Raw genomic sequence first — 16579 nt, 5'->3', positions numbered from 1 at the left:
ATTTGCCTACTTCGCCAAAGGAATACAGATGGCTCGTAAATCATCAATGCGTTCGATCCCTGAGGGGGCGGCTCTGCGCAACCGCCCACCGGGGCACACCAAGGCTTCACCGACCGGTGAGCGCACCCGCCTAGAGGGTGAACGCGCCCGCCTCCAGCAGGAAGTGACCGCTTGGCAGCGCAATTTGGATCGTGCTCAGTCTCGTCTTCATCTTGTCGAAGAGCAGTTGGCTGCATTGAATGGTGAGCTACGCCCTGCTGCGCCCAAGGAAAAGGACGCCGATGCCGGAACCGGCACAACTGCTGGCTTCTCTACATTTACTTTTGAGTATTAGTCTGGTATTTGTGATGGGGTTTGGGGCGGCTTCGCCGCCCCAAGATATTTTTTTGTCGTACTGTTGGCGGAGAAGCTGCCAACAGTACGACAAAACAGCTTGATGGAGCAATGGTATGATTGATAGTGATCAGCCTACTGGAAAATATCTCTATGCGATCATTCGCTGCTCCGAGACGCAGGTGATTGCAGCACGTGGTATCCACGAGGATGGCCCACAAGTCTATACCATCCCCTACCGCGATTTGGCGGCGGTGGTGAGCGACTCGCCCTGTGAGGAGTATGAGAGTTCGCGCCGCAATATGCTTACCCATACGCGGGTGCTTGAAGCGGTGATGCAGCACTATACGGTGCTGCCGATCAGCTTCGGGATTGTGGCCCCCGATGTCGAGACGATCCGCGATCAACTCCTGGTGCGTGGCTATGACGATTTCACCACCCAGATCAATGATCTCGATGGCCGGATCGAGTTGGGCCTCAAGGTCTTCTGGACCGATGAGCAGTTCTTCCGCGAGATTGCCGATCAAGAACCGGCGATCCGCGCTCTGCGTGATAGTATCGTTGGCAAACCTGCCGAACGTACCTACTACGAGCGGATTCGCTTGGGTGAGATGGTTGAAGCCGCGATTGCGCAACGCCGTGATGCGGATAGCGAACAGATTCTCGCGGCGTTGCGCCCTCTGGCCCACGCGCTACTTACGCAGCCTATCCTCACAGATCGCATGGTGGTCAATGCGGCCTTTCTGCTCAATCGCGAGGATGAGGCCCGCTTTGATGCCGCCATCCACGACCTTGATGCCCAATTTGGCTCGCGGATGCTCTTTAAGTCGGTTGGCCCGGTGCCACCCTATAATTTCGTTAATCTGACGGTTAGTTGGAGCTAATTCTATGGGCCTTCTTAGTATCTTGACCTTTCCGATCACTGCCCCGCTAGAGGGGGTGCTCTGGGTGGCTGAACAGATCACCGAGCAGGCCGAGGATGAACTCTATAATCCGCAGCGTATCCGCCAGAAGCTCGCCGACTTTGAGTTACGTCTGGATATGGGTGAGATTACCGAGGAGCAGTATCTTGCGGTCGAAGAGGAACTGCTGGCGCGCTTGCGTGTCGCCCGTGAGCGCCAACGCCAGAGCTAATTACTTCCGGTAGTGATAGGAATATGTCCCTATGAATGCAGTAGAAGTTATCAAGATCGCCCGTGATACCCTCGCAGCGATGACGGGCTTGCCGGTTGATACGGTGTCGCAGTGTAAACGCGATGGTGACGGTTGGATGATCGAGGTGGAGATGGTTGAGATGCGGCGCATTCCCAATAGTAGCGATGTGCTGGCAACCTATCAGATCCGTTTTGACTCGAATGGTGATATGCTGGGTTATGAGCGTACCCATCGCTACTATCGTGCCCAGGTCAAAGATTAGTTAGGAAGTACGAACCCATGGGATCATATGGTCTTCAGCATTCAACCCAATCAACCAACCTTGCCGACATCCTCGAACGGGTGCTCGACAAGGGGATTGTGATTGCCGGTGATATTTCTATTTCGCTGGTGGGGGTTGAGTTACTGAGTATCAAGGTGCGTTTGTTGATTGCCTCGGTGGATAAGGCTGCCGAGATGGGTATCAATTGGTGGCAGAATGATCCGCAGCTCACGACTCGCGCTCAGAACCTTGAGCAGGAGAATAAGCTGTTGAGTGAACGTCTGGCGCGGCTAGAGCAGCGTTTGGCCCCACCGATTGAGGTTGATGCAGATACAGGGAGTTAGGTGATAGGTTATGGAGACACTCGTCCAAGAGTCTACGGCGCTCGTCTATTATGTTTATGGCGTGATTGCCGAGCAGGAGTTGACGCTTCCTGATCTCCCGGCGGTTGAGCCAGGAGCGCCGGTACTCTGTGTGCGCGAGGGGGATCTGGGGGCGGTGGTGACGCCATTGCCCGTGGATCGCTTTGACCCAGAATTGTTGGAGGAACGCCTGGCTGATCTGACGTGGCTCGAACCCCGCGTCCGCGCTCACCAAGAGGTGCTCGCTGCTATCGCTGGCCCGGTTGCTCCTTTGCGCTTCGGTACGATCTTCCGTGATGAGGCCGGTGTCCGCACGATGTTGCGCACCAATGCCCCGATGTTACGGGCTGCCCTGGAACGCTTACGCGGTCGGCGTGAGTGGGGGGTCAAGATCTATGCCGAACCCAAGCAGGTGGCCGAATATGTGCGTACCAACAACGATCAGGTTGCCAACCTGATTATGCAACGCAACCGGATGTCGAGCGGTGCCGCCTATATGCTCCAGAAGAAGCTCGATGCGCTGATTCTTCAGGAGTCGCGTCAGTTGGCGAATATCTGTGTCTGTGAGAGTCAGGCCCGCCTCGCGGGGCAAGCGTCCGCTACCGCCGGTGGCCCGGTCTCACAAAGTGCTGGTGATGGCATGGAACTGATCTTTAGTGGTGCCTATCTGGTGGATGAGGCGACGTTTGATCAGTTCTTAGCCGAAGTTGAGGCTCTGGTGGCGCACTATAGCAGCTTCCGCTTTGAATTGACTGGCCCCTGGCCAGCCTACAGCTTTGCTGCTGCGCCCCAACAGGAGTCGGATCATGTCTGATTTTCTTTCCCCGGATCGGGAGTTGACTCTGCTGGATCTCCTAGATCGTATTCTCGATAAGGGTGTGGTGATCCAAGGAGATATTATGCTCTCGGTGGCCGATGTGGATCTGGTCTATCTGGGGTTGCGCGTGATCCTCACTTCGGTAGATAATATCGAGCTTATGCGTGGCGCTCATCTCAATCCTCCCACTACGCCGCGTCTGGAGTGACGCACGATGCTCTATCTCTACGCGATTGTTGATCGCCCCGGCGAGATGCCATTGCCGAGGGTTGGCTTGGCCGATCAGCCGATCTTCTTCTACCAGGATGGCGAGATTGGTGCGGTGGTGAGTCGGGTTGATCCCCAACAGGTGACGACCGAGGCGTCCCATATCTGGCGCCACGAGTCGGTGGTTGAGGCGCTCGCTGAGGCGGGTGGGACGCTCCCAGTGCGCTTTGGGACGTTCCTGGCCGATGAGGCTGCGGTATTGGCGATGCTGGCTGAACGGCGTGCCTCGTTCGTGGCCGGCCTAGCGCAGGTGCGGGGCCGGGTTGAACTTAGTCTGCGCGCGATCTGGACTGATCTGCCGCCGCCACCTGCCGTGGTTGAGGAGCGCCCGCGCAGTGGCCGCGACTATATCGAGCGGCGGATGGTGGAGGAACGGGCCGCCGCGCTGCGCCGCTTACGTGCCGAGCAGATCGCCGATGATCTCTATGCGCACCTTGACCAGTATGCGGTGGCGAGTGTCCGCAAGGTGCTACCCACCGAGCGCATGGTGCTGAGCGCGGCCTATCTGGTGGCGCGTGAGGATGTGCCCCGCTTCCAGGCTGGAGTGGCCGAGATTGGCCGTGATCGCCCCGATATTCGCCTGCTCTGTACTGGCCCCTGGCCTGCCTACAACTTTGTGTCACCAGCCTGATCCCTGGGAGTAATGATGATTACTGATGCCCCCGATGCTCTTGATGACCTGGCACGCATCCAGAATAAGATGCTCAACCGCCCTGAAGATATTGAAGTCTTTGCGGCTGAGTTGGAACGTACCTGCGCAGGCTTGCCCAAACGGATCAACGCCAACCCTGAAGAGGTCGAGCAGGGTCTGGCCAAACTGGTTCTGACCCTGATCGAACTGCTGCGGCGCTTGATGGAGCGTCAGGCACTCCACCGCATCGAGCGTGGTACGGTGAGCGATGCCGAGATCGAGCGCCTCGGCGAGACCTTTATGCGCCTTGAGGAGCGCATCCTGGAGTTGAAGGTGGTCTTCGGCCTAGAAAACGAAGATCTGAACCTCAACCTTGGGCCGCTGGGGAACTTGATGTAGCCAACTCGCGCACCACCTGAACGATGAGTTGCCGCTCGGCGATCTTGATGCGCTCGTGCAGGCTGCTCTCGTCATCATCGGGCAGGATGGGCACCTCGGCTTGGGCTAGGATCGGCCCATCATCCACGCGGGGCGTGACGCGATGCACCGTACAGCCGGTGATGCTCAACCCCAAGCGGAGTGCGTCGGGAACCACATGCGCCCCGCGCAGCGCCGGGATGTGTAACCCCGTGCTGGTCAGCACCGTCTCGCCGCCATCAGCCGGTAGCAGCGCCGGATGCTGATTGATCACCTGATCGGGGAAGTGCTGCAAGAAGATCGGCGAGAGAATCCGCATAAACCCGGCCAGCACCACCAAATCGGGCTGAAAGGCGGTGACTACCGTCGCCAGGCGTTCCTCCCAGGCGGCGCGAACCGCTCGGCGGGCGGTTCCGGCGGGTGCCGAGGGCAGTGGGACGTGGGCAGCCGCCACACCGCGCTTGAGGGCGCGCTGAAGCCCATAGGCATCAGCGCGGTCACTCACCACGAGGTTGACATGGACACTGCCTAGTTCACCAGCATCTTGGGCATCAAAGAGGGCTTGCAGGTTACTGCCTGACCCGCTAATCAAAACGGCAATACTATCCATGGGCGACGGTTCAGCCTTCCTTGCCAATATCGCTACGGTAGTGCTTACCGTCGAATCGAATGTCTGCGGCACATTCGTAGGCCCGTTCGCGGGCTTGGCGCAGGGTACTACCTATCCCGGTGACGCCGATCACTCGCCCACCTGCGGTGCAGAGGCCATTGGGGCCAAGTGCAGTTCCGGCGTGGAAGACGATCACTGTATCATCATCCACCGCCTCGACACCCCGGATGACATCGCCCTTACGCGGGCGCTCCGGGTAGCCAGCGGCGCAGAGCACCACACACACCGCGTAACCCTTATGGCAGCGCAACTTCTCAATCTGAAGGTTGCCGGTTGCACAGCCATAGAGTGCTTCGAGCAGATCGCCCTCGATGAGTGGCAAAAGTGCCTGGGTTTCGGGGTCGCCAAAACGGGCGTTATACTCCAGCACCCGTGGCCCCGTTTCGGTGAGCATTAATCCGGCATAGAGCACCCCACGGAAGGGGGTGCCGCGTGCTGCCAAGGTGTTGATCGTTGGCTGAAGACAGGTTTTGATGATCATATCAAGCTGATCGGGGCTGACATCATCAACTGGGGCTATCACACCCATCCCGCCCGTATTCGGGCCGGTATCACCATCCCCGACGCGCTTATGATCGCGGGCGGGCGGCAACACCATCAGGCGGCTCCCGTCACACAGCGCCAGCAATGAGATCTCGCGCCCAACCAGGCGCTCCTCAAGCAACAACGCCTGTTCCGGTATGTCGTGGTGGAGTTGCTCAATTGCGGCAAGTGTCGCCTCAACCGTATCGGGCACGACCACACCCTTACCTTGAGCCAAGCCATCCACCTTGACTACCCAAGCTGATCCGCTCGTGCGCACAAACTCGGCAGCTTCACTCGGCGTGTTGAAGACATGGGTTGCTGCGGTGGGGACACCGGCCTCCGCCATGATCTCCTTCGCAAACGCCTTGCTGCTCTCGATCCGGGTGGCGGCGGCGGTTGGCCCAAAGACGGGGATGCCTGCCGCAATGAAGCGATCCGCGATACCCTCAGAGAGCGGGTTTTCCGGGCCAACCACGACCAGATCGATCCTCTCGCGTTGGGCAACATCAATCAGGATGTCAAAATCGTGCAGTGGGAAGGGGACATTATGCCCGTGGCGGGCGGTGCCGGTATTGCCAGGGACACACAACAACTTGCCGAGTTGCGGTGATTGGGCGATCTTCCAGGCCAGCGCATGCTCACGACCACCAGAACCGATTAGCAGAACATTCATCGTTACTTTGTTCTATTTGCGGATGCTCGTTGCCAGAAGTATAGCATATCTTGCTGATTGCTCATGGTATCATAGCGCCCACATACCAGGGCATGGGCAAAGTCACCTCCGGTGGAGGCTCGGAGGCGGCGAAGCCGCCAAAACACACCAAAAATTGAGGTTTGGGGCACAGCCCCAAGGACTTTGCACATGCCCTGTGCCACATACGCGATATATTGAGTAATCTATGGCTGCTCTACCAACTGCGCTAACCCTTACCGCCATCGGTGGTGGTGGTGGGACTGCTCAAATCCTGCTGGGGGCTGCGCCCTTCTTTCCGCAACGGCGGGCGATTGTGGCGGTTACCGACACCGGGCGCAGTACCGGTGTGGCGCGTTCGCTAGGGAAGATCCCGGCTCCCGGCGATCTACGGGCTACGATCTCCGCACTCGCCACTGATCCAGCGGCGCTCTGGCCGCGCTTACTCGAACTGCGCTTCCATTCTGCCGAGCATCCCGCCCTCAACGGCATGGCCTTTGGCAACCTCTTCATCACTGCCCTCACCCAACTCCACGGTGACTTTGCCCAGGCAGTACAGCAGGTCGCCGATCTGGTGCAGCCCAGCGCTACCGTCCTGCCCGTCGCGGTGGCCGATGTGCAACTGTGTGCCGAACTTGCCGATGGCACTCTCCGCCATGGCGAACTGGATGTGCGTGGCCTGCATAAACCCTCCATTACGCGCCTCTTCCTCGATCCACCCGCACCGGCCTCGGCGGTGGCGCTGGAGGCCATTCAGCATGCCGATCTGGTCACGATTGGGCCGGGGAGTTTCTTTACCTCCATTCTGGCCACGCTGCAATTTGAGGGCATGATCGCGGCGTTGCGCACCACACCAGCGCGTGTCGTGTATATCTGTAATTCCACTACCCAATCGGGCCAAACCGAAGGGATGTCTGCCTATGACCATGTGGCGCGTCTGCATGAGATCCTCGGTGTGGGGCATCTGGATGCGGCGCTGATCAATCATAGCCCGCAGCCCCCCACCGATTTGGTGGCGCGCTTGGCTGCTGATGGGCTTCAGATCCTTAGCCCCACAACTGCCGAAATAGCTGCGATAGCTGCTCTGGGTGTCACCCCACTGGTGGACGATTTTAGCGAACCGCCCGGTGCGGTGCGCCAACTCTGGAATAAACAGGACACTCTGCGCTACAATGCGGCTCACGTAGGCGCAACGCTCTTTGAATATGTACGCACCAGCACGACCACTATCTAACTAATCAATGTGCTATAATTCCAGCAGATAGTGGTTACAGCCATAGTCTTGTCTATGGCATTCAACCTGGGGAGATCGCACGTGCTCGAAGAGACATCCGCGCTCTTTCATTTTCCTCCGATCAACGCGCATGAAATTCCCGATAGCGATGTCGCTGATCGGGTGCTGATCGTTTTGCCCCTCACTGACACCGTGCTCTTTCCGCATATGTTCGTTTCGGTCTTTCTGACCGATCCGGTGGCGAGTCGGGCGGTGGAGCAGGCTATGGCTGATGATCGTACCGTGTTAGCGATCTTACAGCGCGATCTCGATTTTGATGGACCCCGCCTGCGCGATCTGTATAGCATTGGCGTTGAAGCGACCATCCAACGTTCGCGCAAGATGCCCGATGGTAGTACCTCGGTGGTGATTGCCGGTCGGCGACGCATGCGGATTGTCGATCCGCTGGATGAGTCGCCTCTGCTGCGTGTGCGCGCCGAGCCATTGCTGATTGATGAACAGCGTACCCTGTCGGTTGAGGCGATGATGCGTGCGGCTCTCTCCCTCTACGAGAAGGTGACCAAACTTTCGCGTACCCTCCCCGATGATGCCTATGTGACGGCGATGAATGTGGATACGCCGGGTGGTTTGGCCGATCTGATTGCCACGACGTTGCCGATCAATAGCACCAACCGTCAGCAGATTTTAGAGACGATAGATCCCGAAGAGCGTCTGCATCGGGTGGTGAAGTTGCTCACGCAGGAACTTGACCTCTTGGAACTGGAGAATCGCATCCAGAGCCAGGTGCAGAAGGAGGTTGATCGCAGCCAGCGCGAGATCTTCTTACGTGAGCAGTTGAAGATCATCCAACGTGAGTTGGGCCAGGATGATCCGGCTCACCGCGAGATCCATGCCTTGCGTAGCCGATTGACTGCCGCAGGCATCCCTGAATATGCTCGCAATCGGGTTGATGATGAATTGGCACGCCTCGAAGCGATGCCGACTATGTCCCCGGAATATTCGATCCTGCGTACCTACCTGGATTGGATGGCGAGTCTGCCGTGGGCCAATTTGAGCGACGATAATACCGATCTGCGTGAGGCGGCCAAGATTCTCGACCGTAACCACTTTGGCTTGGAGAAGGTCAAGGAGCGGATTATCGAGTTTATTGCCGTGCGCCAACTGGTTGGTGTGGAGCAGAAGGCACCGATCCTCTGTTTTGTTGGCCCACCGGGGGTGGGGAAGACGAGCCTGGGGCAGAGTATTGCGGAAGTGTTGGGGCGGCGCTTTGTGCGTTTGGCGCTCGGTGGTGTCCACGATGAGGCCGAGATCCGTGGACATCGGCGTACCTATATTGGTGCTATGCCGGGGCGGATTCTTCAGCGCATCAAAGATGCGGGAACGCTCAACCCGGTCTTTATGCTTGATGAGGTGGATAAGTTGGGGGCTGATTTCCGTGGTGATCCCTCCTCCGCGCTGCTGGAGGTGCTCGATCCCGAACAGAATCATGCCTTTAGCGATCACTATCTCGATCTCTCGTTTGATTTGAGCCGCACGCTCTTCATTGCGACGGCTAATGTGGCCCACGACATCCCCGATCCGCTGTTGGATCGTATGGAGGTGATCGATCTCCCCGGCTATACCGAGGAGGAGAAACTCCAGATCGCCTACCGCTTCCTGATTCCTAAGCAGATGCAGGCGAATGGCTTGGCGGGGCGTACCATCCGCTTCTCCGATTCGGCCTTGCGTGCGATCATCCGGGGCTATACCTATGAGGCCGGGGTGCGCAATCTTGAGCGTGAGATTGGCGCGATCTGCCGTAAGATTGCGCGCCAAGTGGCTGAAAAGCGTCCACCGCTCCAGTTGGTGACGACCCGTGTTGCCGAACGGATGCTTGGGCCACCGCGCTTCGAGATTAGTGTGGCCGAAGAACAGGATCAGGTGGGTGTGGCGACGGGGATGGTCTATACCGGCAATGGTGGCGATACCATGCCTATCGAGTGCTCCTTGATGGAGGGGAAGGGCGCACTGATGCTCACCGGCCAACTCGGTGACATTATGCAAGAATCGGCCCAGGCGGCGCTCTCCTACATCCGCGCTCACGCCACCGAGTTGGGGATTGATGGCAAGCGCTTCGAGAAGGTGGATATCCACATCCACGTCCCCGAAGGGGCCACGCCGAAAGACGGGCCATCGGCGGGGATCACGATTGCGACCGCGCTCGTCTCGGCGCTGACCGGGCGCGCCGTGCGGCGTGATATGGCCATGACGGGTGAGATGACACTGCGGGGGCGCGTGTTGCCCATTGGTGGGGTCAAGGAGAAGGTGTTGGGAGCCTATCGCTCTGGAGTGCGGCAGGTCATTTTGCCGCGCAAAAACCAGCGCGATCTGGTTGAAATTCCTAATGCCGTGCGCCAGAAATTAACCTTCACCTTTGTGGGCCAGATCGAGGAGGTGCTCGATCTGGTCTTAGGGCCACCACCACCCAAGCTAACCCCTAAACGGCGGGTGGTGAAGTCCTAAAGATGGTATGTTGGTGTTGTTTGGCGGCGAAGCCGCCAAACAACACCAACATACCATCTCTACGGGGCGGGTGTTAAGAACTCTGCCGCTACCCAGCCCGTATTCCCATCCGGGGCGCGCACATTACGCCAGACTCGGTTGGGTTCATTGAAGTCTTCACCGATCTGCTCCAGACGGGTGCCATCGGGGTAGGAGATGATCGGCGTGTTGTTTGCGTTATGATCGGGGCGCAGAAATAACCCCCAATCTCCCGTTCCCGTGACGACAAAGACCCTCGGTGCAGCGGGCACGGTTGGTTCGGGTACCAATGTGGCTTGGACGATGGGATCGTTCACTGCACCCATCACACTGGTTGGCGCACGCCGATCTTCAACCCCCAGCCCGGCGGTGCGCTGATCGTTGCGGCCAAAGGCCAGAAGCGCGATGAGAAGCACAACCAGCAGACCGGCGATGGCTGCGATGTACCGCCACCCTCCCGCCTGGAGCCAGATCTGGAACTCCTGGGGTGAACGGGGCAAACCACCACTCGCCCGGCGGGCGGTTTGGGCGGTGCGTGCCCCTGCAACCCGCTCGCTACGCCAACCGGGGTTGACTGGTTCGCGCTGGTTCCATTCCTCGTTGCCTGGGTTCAGCCGCTCGGTGCGCCGCGTTCCACTCCGCCCACCCTCCTCCGCTGCCTGCCGCGATGTTCCGTTGCGCTGTGGTCGCTCGCTCCCCTCGCTCATCGGCGCTCCCCCTTCTTCTTTGCGCATACTCGTGCGCATGATAGCATAGGAGCCGCTGTGCTACAATGGGTGTCGTTGATCATCCTACCCATGGAGTTCCCATGCAACTTCAGCTTACCTCGCCCCTCGATATGCACCTCCACCTACGTGAAGGGGCGATGCTCGATCTGGTCGCCCCGCTCAGTGCCCGCGATTTTGCCGGGGCGGTGGTGATGCCGAATCTTGTGCCACCAGTGGATAGCCTGGAGCGTCTGGCGGCCTATACCGAGGCGGTGCGCCAAGCGACCCAGCCCTATCCCTTTGCTCCCTATATGACGCTCTTCTTCCGTGAGTATGATCAGGCCACGCTGGAGGCGGCACGCCCGCATATTATCGGGGTGAAGCTCTACCCCGAAGGGGTGACGACCAATAGTGCCGGGGGGGTGCGCGACCTCGCCGCAATTGCGCCGACCCTCGAATTGATGCAGGATCTGGGTATTCCGCTGCTTGTCCACGGCGAGAGCCACGGTTTTGTGCTGGATCGCGAGGCTGAGTTTCTGCCCGTCTATGACCGGCTGGCCCAGCAGTTCCCGCGCCTCACGATTGTGATGGAGCATATTACTACCGCCGCTGCGCTCGATCTGCTCGACCGGCATCCCAATCTGTATGCGACGGTCACGCTGCATCATCTCCTGATCACCCTGGATGATGTGGCGGGTGGGTTGCTCCAGCCGCATCTCTTCTGCAAGCCGATTGCCAAGCGCCCCGCAGATCGCGCCGCACTCCAGGCCGCTGCGCTGCGTGCCCACCCCAAACTCATGTTTGGCAGCGACTCAGCGCCCCACCCGCTCAACCGCAAAGAGGCCGCCGGGTGTGCGGCGGGCGTCTTTAGTGCGCCGGTCATTCTGCCGCTGCTGGCCGAGTTCTTCGCCGACAATAACGCGCTGCCCCACTTGCAGACCTTCGTCTCCGATACGGCACGCTCCGTCTATGGCGTGAATCCGCCACCAACCACGATCACCCTAGCACGTGAGCCGTGGACGGTACCCGAAGCCTATGGCAATGTGGTGCCCTTCTATGCCGGGCGCACCCTGCCCTGGCAGGTGGTGGAGCGGTATTCGGTGGCTGAGCCTGTCGAAGCCATAAGGTGTTAAAGGGGGCATATCTTGCAGGCTTTGCGCCTTGGCGTCTTTGCGTCAAAATCTTGATTTTCGGTAACTATTCACACTTGGGGTAAAAGAAACCTCGTTTTGACGCAAAGGCGCGAAGACGCAAAGGGTTGTTGCAGGCTTTGCGCCTTGGCGTCTTTGCGTCAAAATCTTGATTTTCGGGGCAGTGTGAATAGTTACGCATGCTACAATGCACCTTGCAGCTTACGCATTGCATAAGGATGTCTTTGATGATACCTCTTCCTCGGTTTCTTCCTCTCCTGAGCCTGCTTCTGGTGCTGGTGGCGTGTACCAATCCACCACCTGCGCCTACTCCTGCCCCGGCCACCACTGTTCCGACGCCCGTCTCTGATGCCATCCCACCCCATGTGGATGTTGGCCCAGTAGCGGCGTTGGAAGTGGCCATGCCGGTGGCCTTCAAACCCGCTACTGGCCCCGGTTTTGCCTCGTTTAAGCCCGATGCCATGCCGGTGACGGCCAGCCTCCAGGCTGATCCGATTGCCGCTGATCTGAGTAATGTGCGCCTGACCGTCATGCTCTCGCCGGAACAGCGGGCACGCTTGGCCGAGAATGGCTTTGTGATCAGCCCAGGGGCTACGCGGGAGTTCTACGAGATCTATGAGCGCACGCGCTACGAGAATGTGCCAGTCTTTGTGAGTAGCGACTCGCTGCTGCATACCTACCACCTGCTCTTCGATAAGGTGTTGCGGCGTGCCGAGTCTAACGCCTTCATCCCCCTGCTGACTCGCCTCGACGCCGCGCTCCTTCAAACCTCGCTCGATCAGTATGCGGCGCTTGAAGGCACCGCCTGGGCCGAACCGGCGCGGCGGAATGCGGCCTATTTCGCCCTGGCAGTCAAGTTGCTCAACCCGGATTGGCCCGTCCCGCCCGGCCTCACCGATCTGGTGGAACCCGATCTGGCGCGGATTGCGGCCCACGCCGGGATGGAGCCGTCGGCGATCTTCCCTGGCTACTCGCTGGGTGAGGATTGGAGCCAGTATGTGCCGCGTGGCCACTACACCACCAGCGAGGCGCTTCAGCGCTACTTCACCGCGATGATGTGGCACGGGCGCATGACCTTCCGCGTGGCCGATGCGACCGAGACGCGCCAGGCGGCGCTGCTTACCCTGGCCTACCAGCAGACCCAGGTGGAAGATCTGAGCGCGGCGCAGGTCTGGGCGGGGATCTACGAGCCGACGGTCTTTTTCGTGGGCCGTAGCGATGACCTAACCCCCACCGAGTATGAGCAGGCGCTGGCGTCGGCCTATGGCCAGGTGCAAGATCCGGCGGATCTGCTCGATGAGGCCAGTTTTGCCGCCTTTACCCAGGCGGTGAACGAGCTACGCGCCCCCGAAATTCTGGGCATGTTGGTGAGTGACGATCAGGATCTGGGCGCTACCAAGGGGCTGCGCTTCATGGGGCAGCGCTTCGTACCCGATGCCTTCATCTTCCAGCAACTCGTCGCTCCCGCCGTACCAGAGCGCGGCTTGCCCAGTTCACTCGATGTCATGGCTGCGCTCGGTTCGGAGCGGGCGCTGGGCCACCTCACCAGTTGGGGTGATGCCGATCTGCCCAACTACCGCTCGCAACTCGATGATCTGCGCACGACATTTGCGGCCTATGGTGAAGAGGTCTGGACGCAGAACCTCTACTGGACGTGGGTCTACAGCCTGCGCCCGCTGCTAGAGCCGGTTGGGGATGGCTACCCGCAGTTTATGCGCTCTGAGGCGTGGCTGGATAAACAGCTCACCACGGCGCTCGCGTCCTACACCGAACTCAAGCGCGACACCATCCTCTATGCCAAGCAGGTCTATGTCGAGATGGGCTACGACTCGCTCAAGCCGCCCGACCCGGAGCGCCCCAAGGGCTATGTGGAGCCAGTGCCGGTCTTCTATGACCGCATTGCTGCACTGACCCGCATGACAATAGATGGTTTGTCTACCCGTGGTTTGTTGGAGGATGGCGATCTCGCGGCGCTCACCAAGATGGAGGAGATTGCGACCAAGTTGGCGACGATTGCCCGCCAGCAACTGCGCGGTGAGGCACTGAGCACGGAGGACTACGAGTACCTGCGCTTCTATGGCGGGCAGATCGAGGCGCTCGCCTTCGCCGCCTCGGACGAGGGCAGTTACCAGGGAGCCGGAGGCTTCCCCGAAGGCGGCGATCCGCTCCAGGCGGCGGTGGTCGCCGATCTGGCCACCAACCCCAACCAGGGCGTGGTACTCGAAAACGGGGTCGGGCGCGTCTTCGAGATCTATGTCGTCGCCCCAATCGAGGGCAACCTGGTGCTCACCAAGGGCGCGGTCTTCTCGCACTACGAGTTTGCGCAGCCCCTAAACGACCGGCTCACCGATGAGACATGGCGCGAACTGCTCGATAGTGAGCAGGTACCGTCGTTAGCCGATTGGACAGCCAGTTATCTGGTTAAGCAGCATGAATCTGGCGTACTAGAAGAGACCATCCGCACCTTCAATAACCTCTTGGTACAGGCGATCTGGTACTCGCAGCCCGAACAAGTCGAGGGGCTGCTCGGCCCGCAGGAGTATGCCGACACCAAGCAGTATATCGAGGGCCTAAAAGCCGACGGTACCTTTGTGGGGTCTAAGTTGATCAGCCTGGAGTTCCGCTCCTTTGATCTTCAGGAGAACGGCCAAGCGATTGTCACCACCCGCGAGACCTGGAGTGACGAGCTCTACCGGGGTTCGCCCTACTTCGAGGAGCAGGTTGATGGCCAGCCCCCCGCGCTGATCGGTATCCGCCCGACCTATACGATCAATGCCACCTACACGCTGCGTAGCACCGGCGATGGCTGGGTGATTGATACGATAGTGATGACGCCCGAACCGCCGGTGTGGATTGAGCCATAATCCTGCAACGTATCCCGGTTTTGACGCAAAGACGCCAAGGCGCAGAGGTTTGTTAGTGCGCCGCATGGCTTCGACAAGCTCAGCCACCGCCAGCGGCGCGGTGGCTGAGCCTGCCGAAGCCACCGCGCCGCCTTTGCGTCTTTGCGTCAACACGAGAATTCTGTTTACTCTAAAGTGAAACACCTCCTCCTCCTCACTCTCCTCTGCCTCCTCGTGGCATGCACGCCCAGCCCCCCACCCGCCCCCGATCTCTCCGGCTGGGACGAGGTCTATCGCCGCCCTGGCTGGGAGTCTACGCTGCAACTCGATCTGCGGGCGGTGGGTGATCTGATGTTGGCGCGCCACGTCGCCACACGGATCGAGCGCAGCGGCATAGAGGCACTTTTGGCCCCGTGGCGCGAGATACTGGCGGGCGATCTCACCCTGGCCAACCTCGAAAGCCCGCTCACCCAGCAGCGCGAGCAGATCCGCCCTGGCCCCTACCGCCTCGTGGGCGATCCCGATCACATTCCCGCGTTGGCGGCGGCGGGCATTGACGCCCTCAGCCTCGCCAACAACCACGCCCTCGATGCTGGCCCGGCGGGCCTTGCGGATACATATACACTGCTCCAGGCATCCGGCATCACCGCGCTGGGGGCTGGGGCGAGCGAGGCCGCCGCACTAACACCGCACATCCAGCAGGTCAACGGGCTGCGTGTGGCACTACTCGCCCTTAACGATGTCGCCGACCCCGCCGATGGCCCCGGCGGCTTGGCGCGTGCCGACGATCCGGCGTGGCACAGCCCCGATACCTACCCGTGGGGGCGGGCGTGGCTCAGTGCTGCGGCGCTCGATTCGCTGCGTGCCACCCGCGAGCAGGCTGATCTCGTGGTTGTCTTGGTTCACTGGGGGGTGGAGTATAGCCCAGAGCCAGCAGCGCGCCAACGTGCCTGGGCCGAGCGCCTGGTGGCGGCAGGGGCCGATCTGGTGATTGGCTCGCATCCGCATGTGGTTCAGCCGGTGGAAGTCGTGCAGGCAGGTGAACGGATGGGCATCGTAGCCTATTCGTTGGGCAACTTCATCTTTGACGGCCCGGCTGATCCATCCCAGAATAGCGGCATGGTGCTGCGGGTGCTCTGCGACCAGCAGGGCATCGCGCTGGTGGCCACCGCGCCACTTGATCTGGGCACTATCGCCCCCACCAGCCTGTGGCGCTGGGATGGCACCACCGCCCAGATCGATCCGACCCAACGTGACATAACAATACCAGCCCACCCAACCGAAATGCTGGCCGATCTGCGCGGCAACGGCGTGCCACTCACCGCCACGCTCAGTGTGGAGGGCCAGATCCACCTATATGACGCAGGCCAGATCGTCTGGCAGAACGAGTCCCCGGCGTGGCGCTTCACGCGCATGGTGGTGGGCGACCCCAACGACGATGGGCGGGTGGAGGTATTGATGTTGCTCTGGCAGCCCGATGCCAACGGGCAACTGCGTTCACAGCCCTACATCCTCGGCTGGCGCGGCGGGCGCTACCAGATCATCTGGGGTGGTTCACCGACTCCGGTACCAATCCAGGACATGGTGCTGGGCGACCTCGAAGGGGACGGGCGCAGCGAACTGATCGTTCTGGAGGGTGGCAACCAACCGGGCGACCCCGGCGAGTCGGTGTCGGTGTGGCGCTGGCACGGCTGGGGCTTCCAGCGCGAGTGGCGCAGCGCCGCTGGTACGTGGACGCGGCTGGGGCTGGTGGATGTCGAGGGTGATGGGCATTGGGAGATCGTGGCGCAGCCATAAGCTCCGGTAGAGTTTCCGCAGATGACCAGTAGAGTTTCCGCAGATGACGCAGATGACGTAGATGACGCAGATGACGCAGATGACGCAGATGACGCAGATGACGCAGATGACGCAGATGACGCAGATTATGCAGATTATGCAGATTATGCAGATTATGCAGATTATGCAGATTATGCAGATTATGCAGATTATGCAGA

Annotated in this window: 17 protein-coding genes; 14 read left to right on the top strand and 3 right to left on the bottom strand. The window is 60.0% G+C overall.

What is annotated here, in order from left to right:
* Positions 1-28 precede the first annotated feature (28 nt).
* From EKD03_RS08500 to EKD03_RS08460, 9 genes are all read left to right on the top strand, one after another.
* Positions 29-334 (top strand): hypothetical protein, encoded by a 306-nt coding sequence (locus tag EKD03_RS08500; RefSeq protein ID WP_129629563.1) that lies wholly within the window; start codon positions 29-31, stop codon positions 332-334.
* Between the two features lie 115 nt (positions 335-449).
* Positions 450-1217 (top strand): GvpL/GvpF family gas vesicle protein, encoded by a 768-nt coding sequence (locus EKD03_RS08495; protein WP_129629561.1) that lies wholly within the window; start codon positions 450-452, stop codon positions 1215-1217.
* Positions 1218-1221: 4 nt separating this feature from the next.
* Positions 1222-1467 carry a gas vesicle protein GvpG gene (locus EKD03_RS08490; protein ID WP_129629559.1) on the top strand — a complete coding sequence of 82 codons (246 nt, stop codon included), beginning with the start codon at positions 1222-1224 and terminating at the stop codon, positions 1465-1467.
* A 31-nt stretch (positions 1468-1498) separates the two neighbouring features.
* On the top strand, positions 1499-1750 hold the full coding sequence (gene gvpO, locus EKD03_RS08485; RefSeq protein WP_129629557.1) for a gas vesicle protein GvpO: 252 nt from the start codon (positions 1499-1501) through the stop codon (positions 1748-1750).
* A gap of 17 nt (positions 1751-1767) precedes the next feature.
* Positions 1768-2094 (top strand): gas vesicle protein, encoded by a 327-nt coding sequence (locus EKD03_RS08480; protein WP_129629555.1) that lies wholly within the window; start codon positions 1768-1770, stop codon positions 2092-2094.
* Between the two features lie 10 nt (positions 2095-2104).
* On the top strand, positions 2105-2926 hold the full coding sequence (locus EKD03_RS08475; RefSeq protein WP_129629553.1) for a GvpL/GvpF family gas vesicle protein: 822 nt from the start codon (positions 2105-2107) through the stop codon (positions 2924-2926).
* Positions 2919-3137 carry a gas vesicle protein gene (locus EKD03_RS08470; protein WP_129629551.1) on the top strand — a complete coding sequence of 73 codons (219 nt, stop codon included), beginning with the start codon at positions 2919-2921 and terminating at the stop codon, positions 3135-3137. Before EKD03_RS08475 ends, EKD03_RS08470 begins: the two co-directional genes overlap by 8 nt.
* Before the next feature lie 6 nt (positions 3138-3143).
* Positions 3144-3827, top strand: coding sequence for a GvpL/GvpF family gas vesicle protein (locus EKD03_RS08465; protein ID WP_129629549.1), 684 nt, complete (start codon positions 3144-3146; stop codon positions 3825-3827).
* A 12-nt stretch (positions 3828-3839) separates the two neighbouring features.
* Entirely contained in the window at positions 3840-4226 is a 387-nt protein-coding gene (locus EKD03_RS08460) for a gas vesicle protein K (RefSeq protein WP_202976782.1), read from the top strand.
* Here the strand turns inward: EKD03_RS08460 and purN are convergent.
* Positions 4195-4854 (bottom strand): phosphoribosylglycinamide formyltransferase, encoded by a 660-nt coding sequence (gene purN / locus EKD03_RS08455; protein ID WP_129629547.1) that lies wholly within the window; start codon positions 4852-4854, stop codon positions 4195-4197. The genes EKD03_RS08460 and purN overlap by 32 nt on opposite strands.
* A gap of 10 nt (positions 4855-4864) precedes the next feature.
* Positions 4865-6112: a phosphoribosylamine--glycine ligase gene (purD, locus tag EKD03_RS08450; RefSeq protein ID WP_129629545.1), complete on the bottom strand. Its 1248-nt coding sequence runs from the start codon at positions 6110-6112 to the stop codon at positions 4865-4867.
* Positions 6113-6338: 226 nt separating this feature from the next.
* Between purD and EKD03_RS08445 the strand changes: the two genes are divergently transcribed.
* Together EKD03_RS08445 and lon are read left to right on the top strand one after the other, a co-directional pair.
* Entirely contained in the window at positions 6339-7364 is a 1026-nt protein-coding gene (locus EKD03_RS08445; protein ID WP_129629543.1) for a gluconeogenesis factor YvcK family protein, read from the top strand.
* An 81-nt stretch (positions 7365-7445) separates the two neighbouring features.
* Positions 7446-9866, top strand: a complete 2421-nt coding sequence (lon, locus tag EKD03_RS08440) for an endopeptidase La (RefSeq protein WP_129629541.1) — start codon at positions 7446-7448, stop codon at positions 9864-9866.
* 59 nt (positions 9867-9925) lie between these two features.
* Here lon and EKD03_RS08435 read toward each other — a convergent pair whose 3' ends face one another.
* Positions 9926-10591 (bottom strand): SH3 domain-containing protein, encoded by a 666-nt coding sequence (locus tag EKD03_RS08435; protein WP_129629539.1) that lies wholly within the window; start codon positions 10589-10591, stop codon positions 9926-9928.
* Between the two features lie 101 nt (positions 10592-10692).
* On the opposite strand from EKD03_RS08435, the gene pyrC reads away from it, so the two are divergent.
* The 3 genes from pyrC to EKD03_RS08420 all read left to right on the top strand — a co-directional run bounded on the left by pyrC (position 10693) and on the right by EKD03_RS08420 (position 16382).
* On the top strand, positions 10693-11724 hold the full coding sequence (gene pyrC / locus EKD03_RS08430; protein WP_129629537.1) for a dihydroorotase: 1032 nt from the start codon (positions 10693-10695) through the stop codon (positions 11722-11724).
* A gap of 245 nt (positions 11725-11969) precedes the next feature.
* Positions 11970-14606, top strand: a complete 2637-nt coding sequence (locus tag EKD03_RS08425) for a DUF3160 domain-containing protein (protein WP_161569217.1) — start codon at positions 11970-11972, stop codon at positions 14604-14606.
* A gap of 174 nt (positions 14607-14780) precedes the next feature.
* Positions 14781-16382, top strand: a complete 1602-nt coding sequence (locus EKD03_RS08420) for a CapA family protein (protein ID WP_129629534.1) — start codon at positions 14781-14783, stop codon at positions 16380-16382.
* Positions 16383-16579 lie beyond the last annotated feature (197 nt).

The sequence above is a fragment of the Candidatus Oscillochloris fontis genome (assembly GCF_004138135.1).
GTDB lineage: Bacteria > Chloroflexota > Chloroflexia > Chloroflexales > Chloroflexaceae > Oscillochloris > Oscillochloris fontis.
This window is presented reverse-complemented; position numbering and strand designations above follow the sequence as displayed.

What these genes read in the sequence shown, in the direction of transcription:
- EKD03_RS08445 (WP_129629543.1), top strand. Translation starts at nt 6,339, where the DNA reads ATGGCTGCTCTACCAACTGCGCTAACCCTTACCGCCATCGGTGGTGGT.
- EKD03_RS08460 (WP_202976782.1), top strand. Translation starts at nt 3,840, where the DNA reads ATGATGATTACTGATGCCCCCGATGCTCTTGATGACCTGGCACGCATC.
- purD (WP_129629545.1), bottom strand. Translation starts at nt 6,112, where the DNA reads ATGAATGTTCTGCTAATCGGTTCTGGTGGTCGTGAGCATGCGCTGGCC.
- EKD03_RS08490 (WP_129629559.1), top strand. Translation starts at nt 1,222, where the DNA reads ATGGGCCTTCTTAGTATCTTGACCTTTCCGATCACTGCCCCGCTAGAG.
- EKD03_RS08475 (WP_129629553.1), top strand. Translation starts at nt 2,105, where the DNA reads ATGGAGACACTCGTCCAAGAGTCTACGGCGCTCGTCTATTATGTTTAT.
- EKD03_RS08435 (WP_129629539.1), bottom strand. Translation starts at nt 10,591, where the DNA reads ATGAGCGAGGGGAGCGAGCGACCACAGCGCAACGGAACATCGCGGCAG.
- EKD03_RS08465 (WP_129629549.1), top strand. Translation starts at nt 3,144, where the DNA reads ATGCTCTATCTCTACGCGATTGTTGATCGCCCCGGCGAGATGCCATTG.
- pyrC (WP_129629537.1), top strand. Translation starts at nt 10,693, where the DNA reads ATGCAACTTCAGCTTACCTCGCCCCTCGATATGCACCTCCACCTACGT.
- gvpO (WP_129629557.1), top strand. Translation starts at nt 1,499, where the DNA reads ATGAATGCAGTAGAAGTTATCAAGATCGCCCGTGATACCCTCGCAGCG.
- EKD03_RS08495 (WP_129629561.1), top strand. Translation starts at nt 450, where the DNA reads ATGATTGATAGTGATCAGCCTACTGGAAAATATCTCTATGCGATCATT.
- EKD03_RS08480 (WP_129629555.1), top strand. Translation starts at nt 1,768, where the DNA reads ATGGGATCATATGGTCTTCAGCATTCAACCCAATCAACCAACCTTGCC.
- EKD03_RS08470 (WP_129629551.1), top strand. Translation starts at nt 2,919, where the DNA reads ATGTCTGATTTTCTTTCCCCGGATCGGGAGTTGACTCTGCTGGATCTC.
- EKD03_RS08500 (WP_129629563.1), top strand. Translation starts at nt 29, where the DNA reads ATGGCTCGTAAATCATCAATGCGTTCGATCCCTGAGGGGGCGGCTCTG.
- purN (WP_129629547.1), bottom strand. Translation starts at nt 4,854, where the DNA reads ATGGATAGTATTGCCGTTTTGATTAGCGGGTCAGGCAGTAACCTGCAA.
- EKD03_RS08425 (WP_161569217.1), top strand. Translation starts at nt 11,970, where the DNA reads ATGATACCTCTTCCTCGGTTTCTTCCTCTCCTGAGCCTGCTTCTGGTG.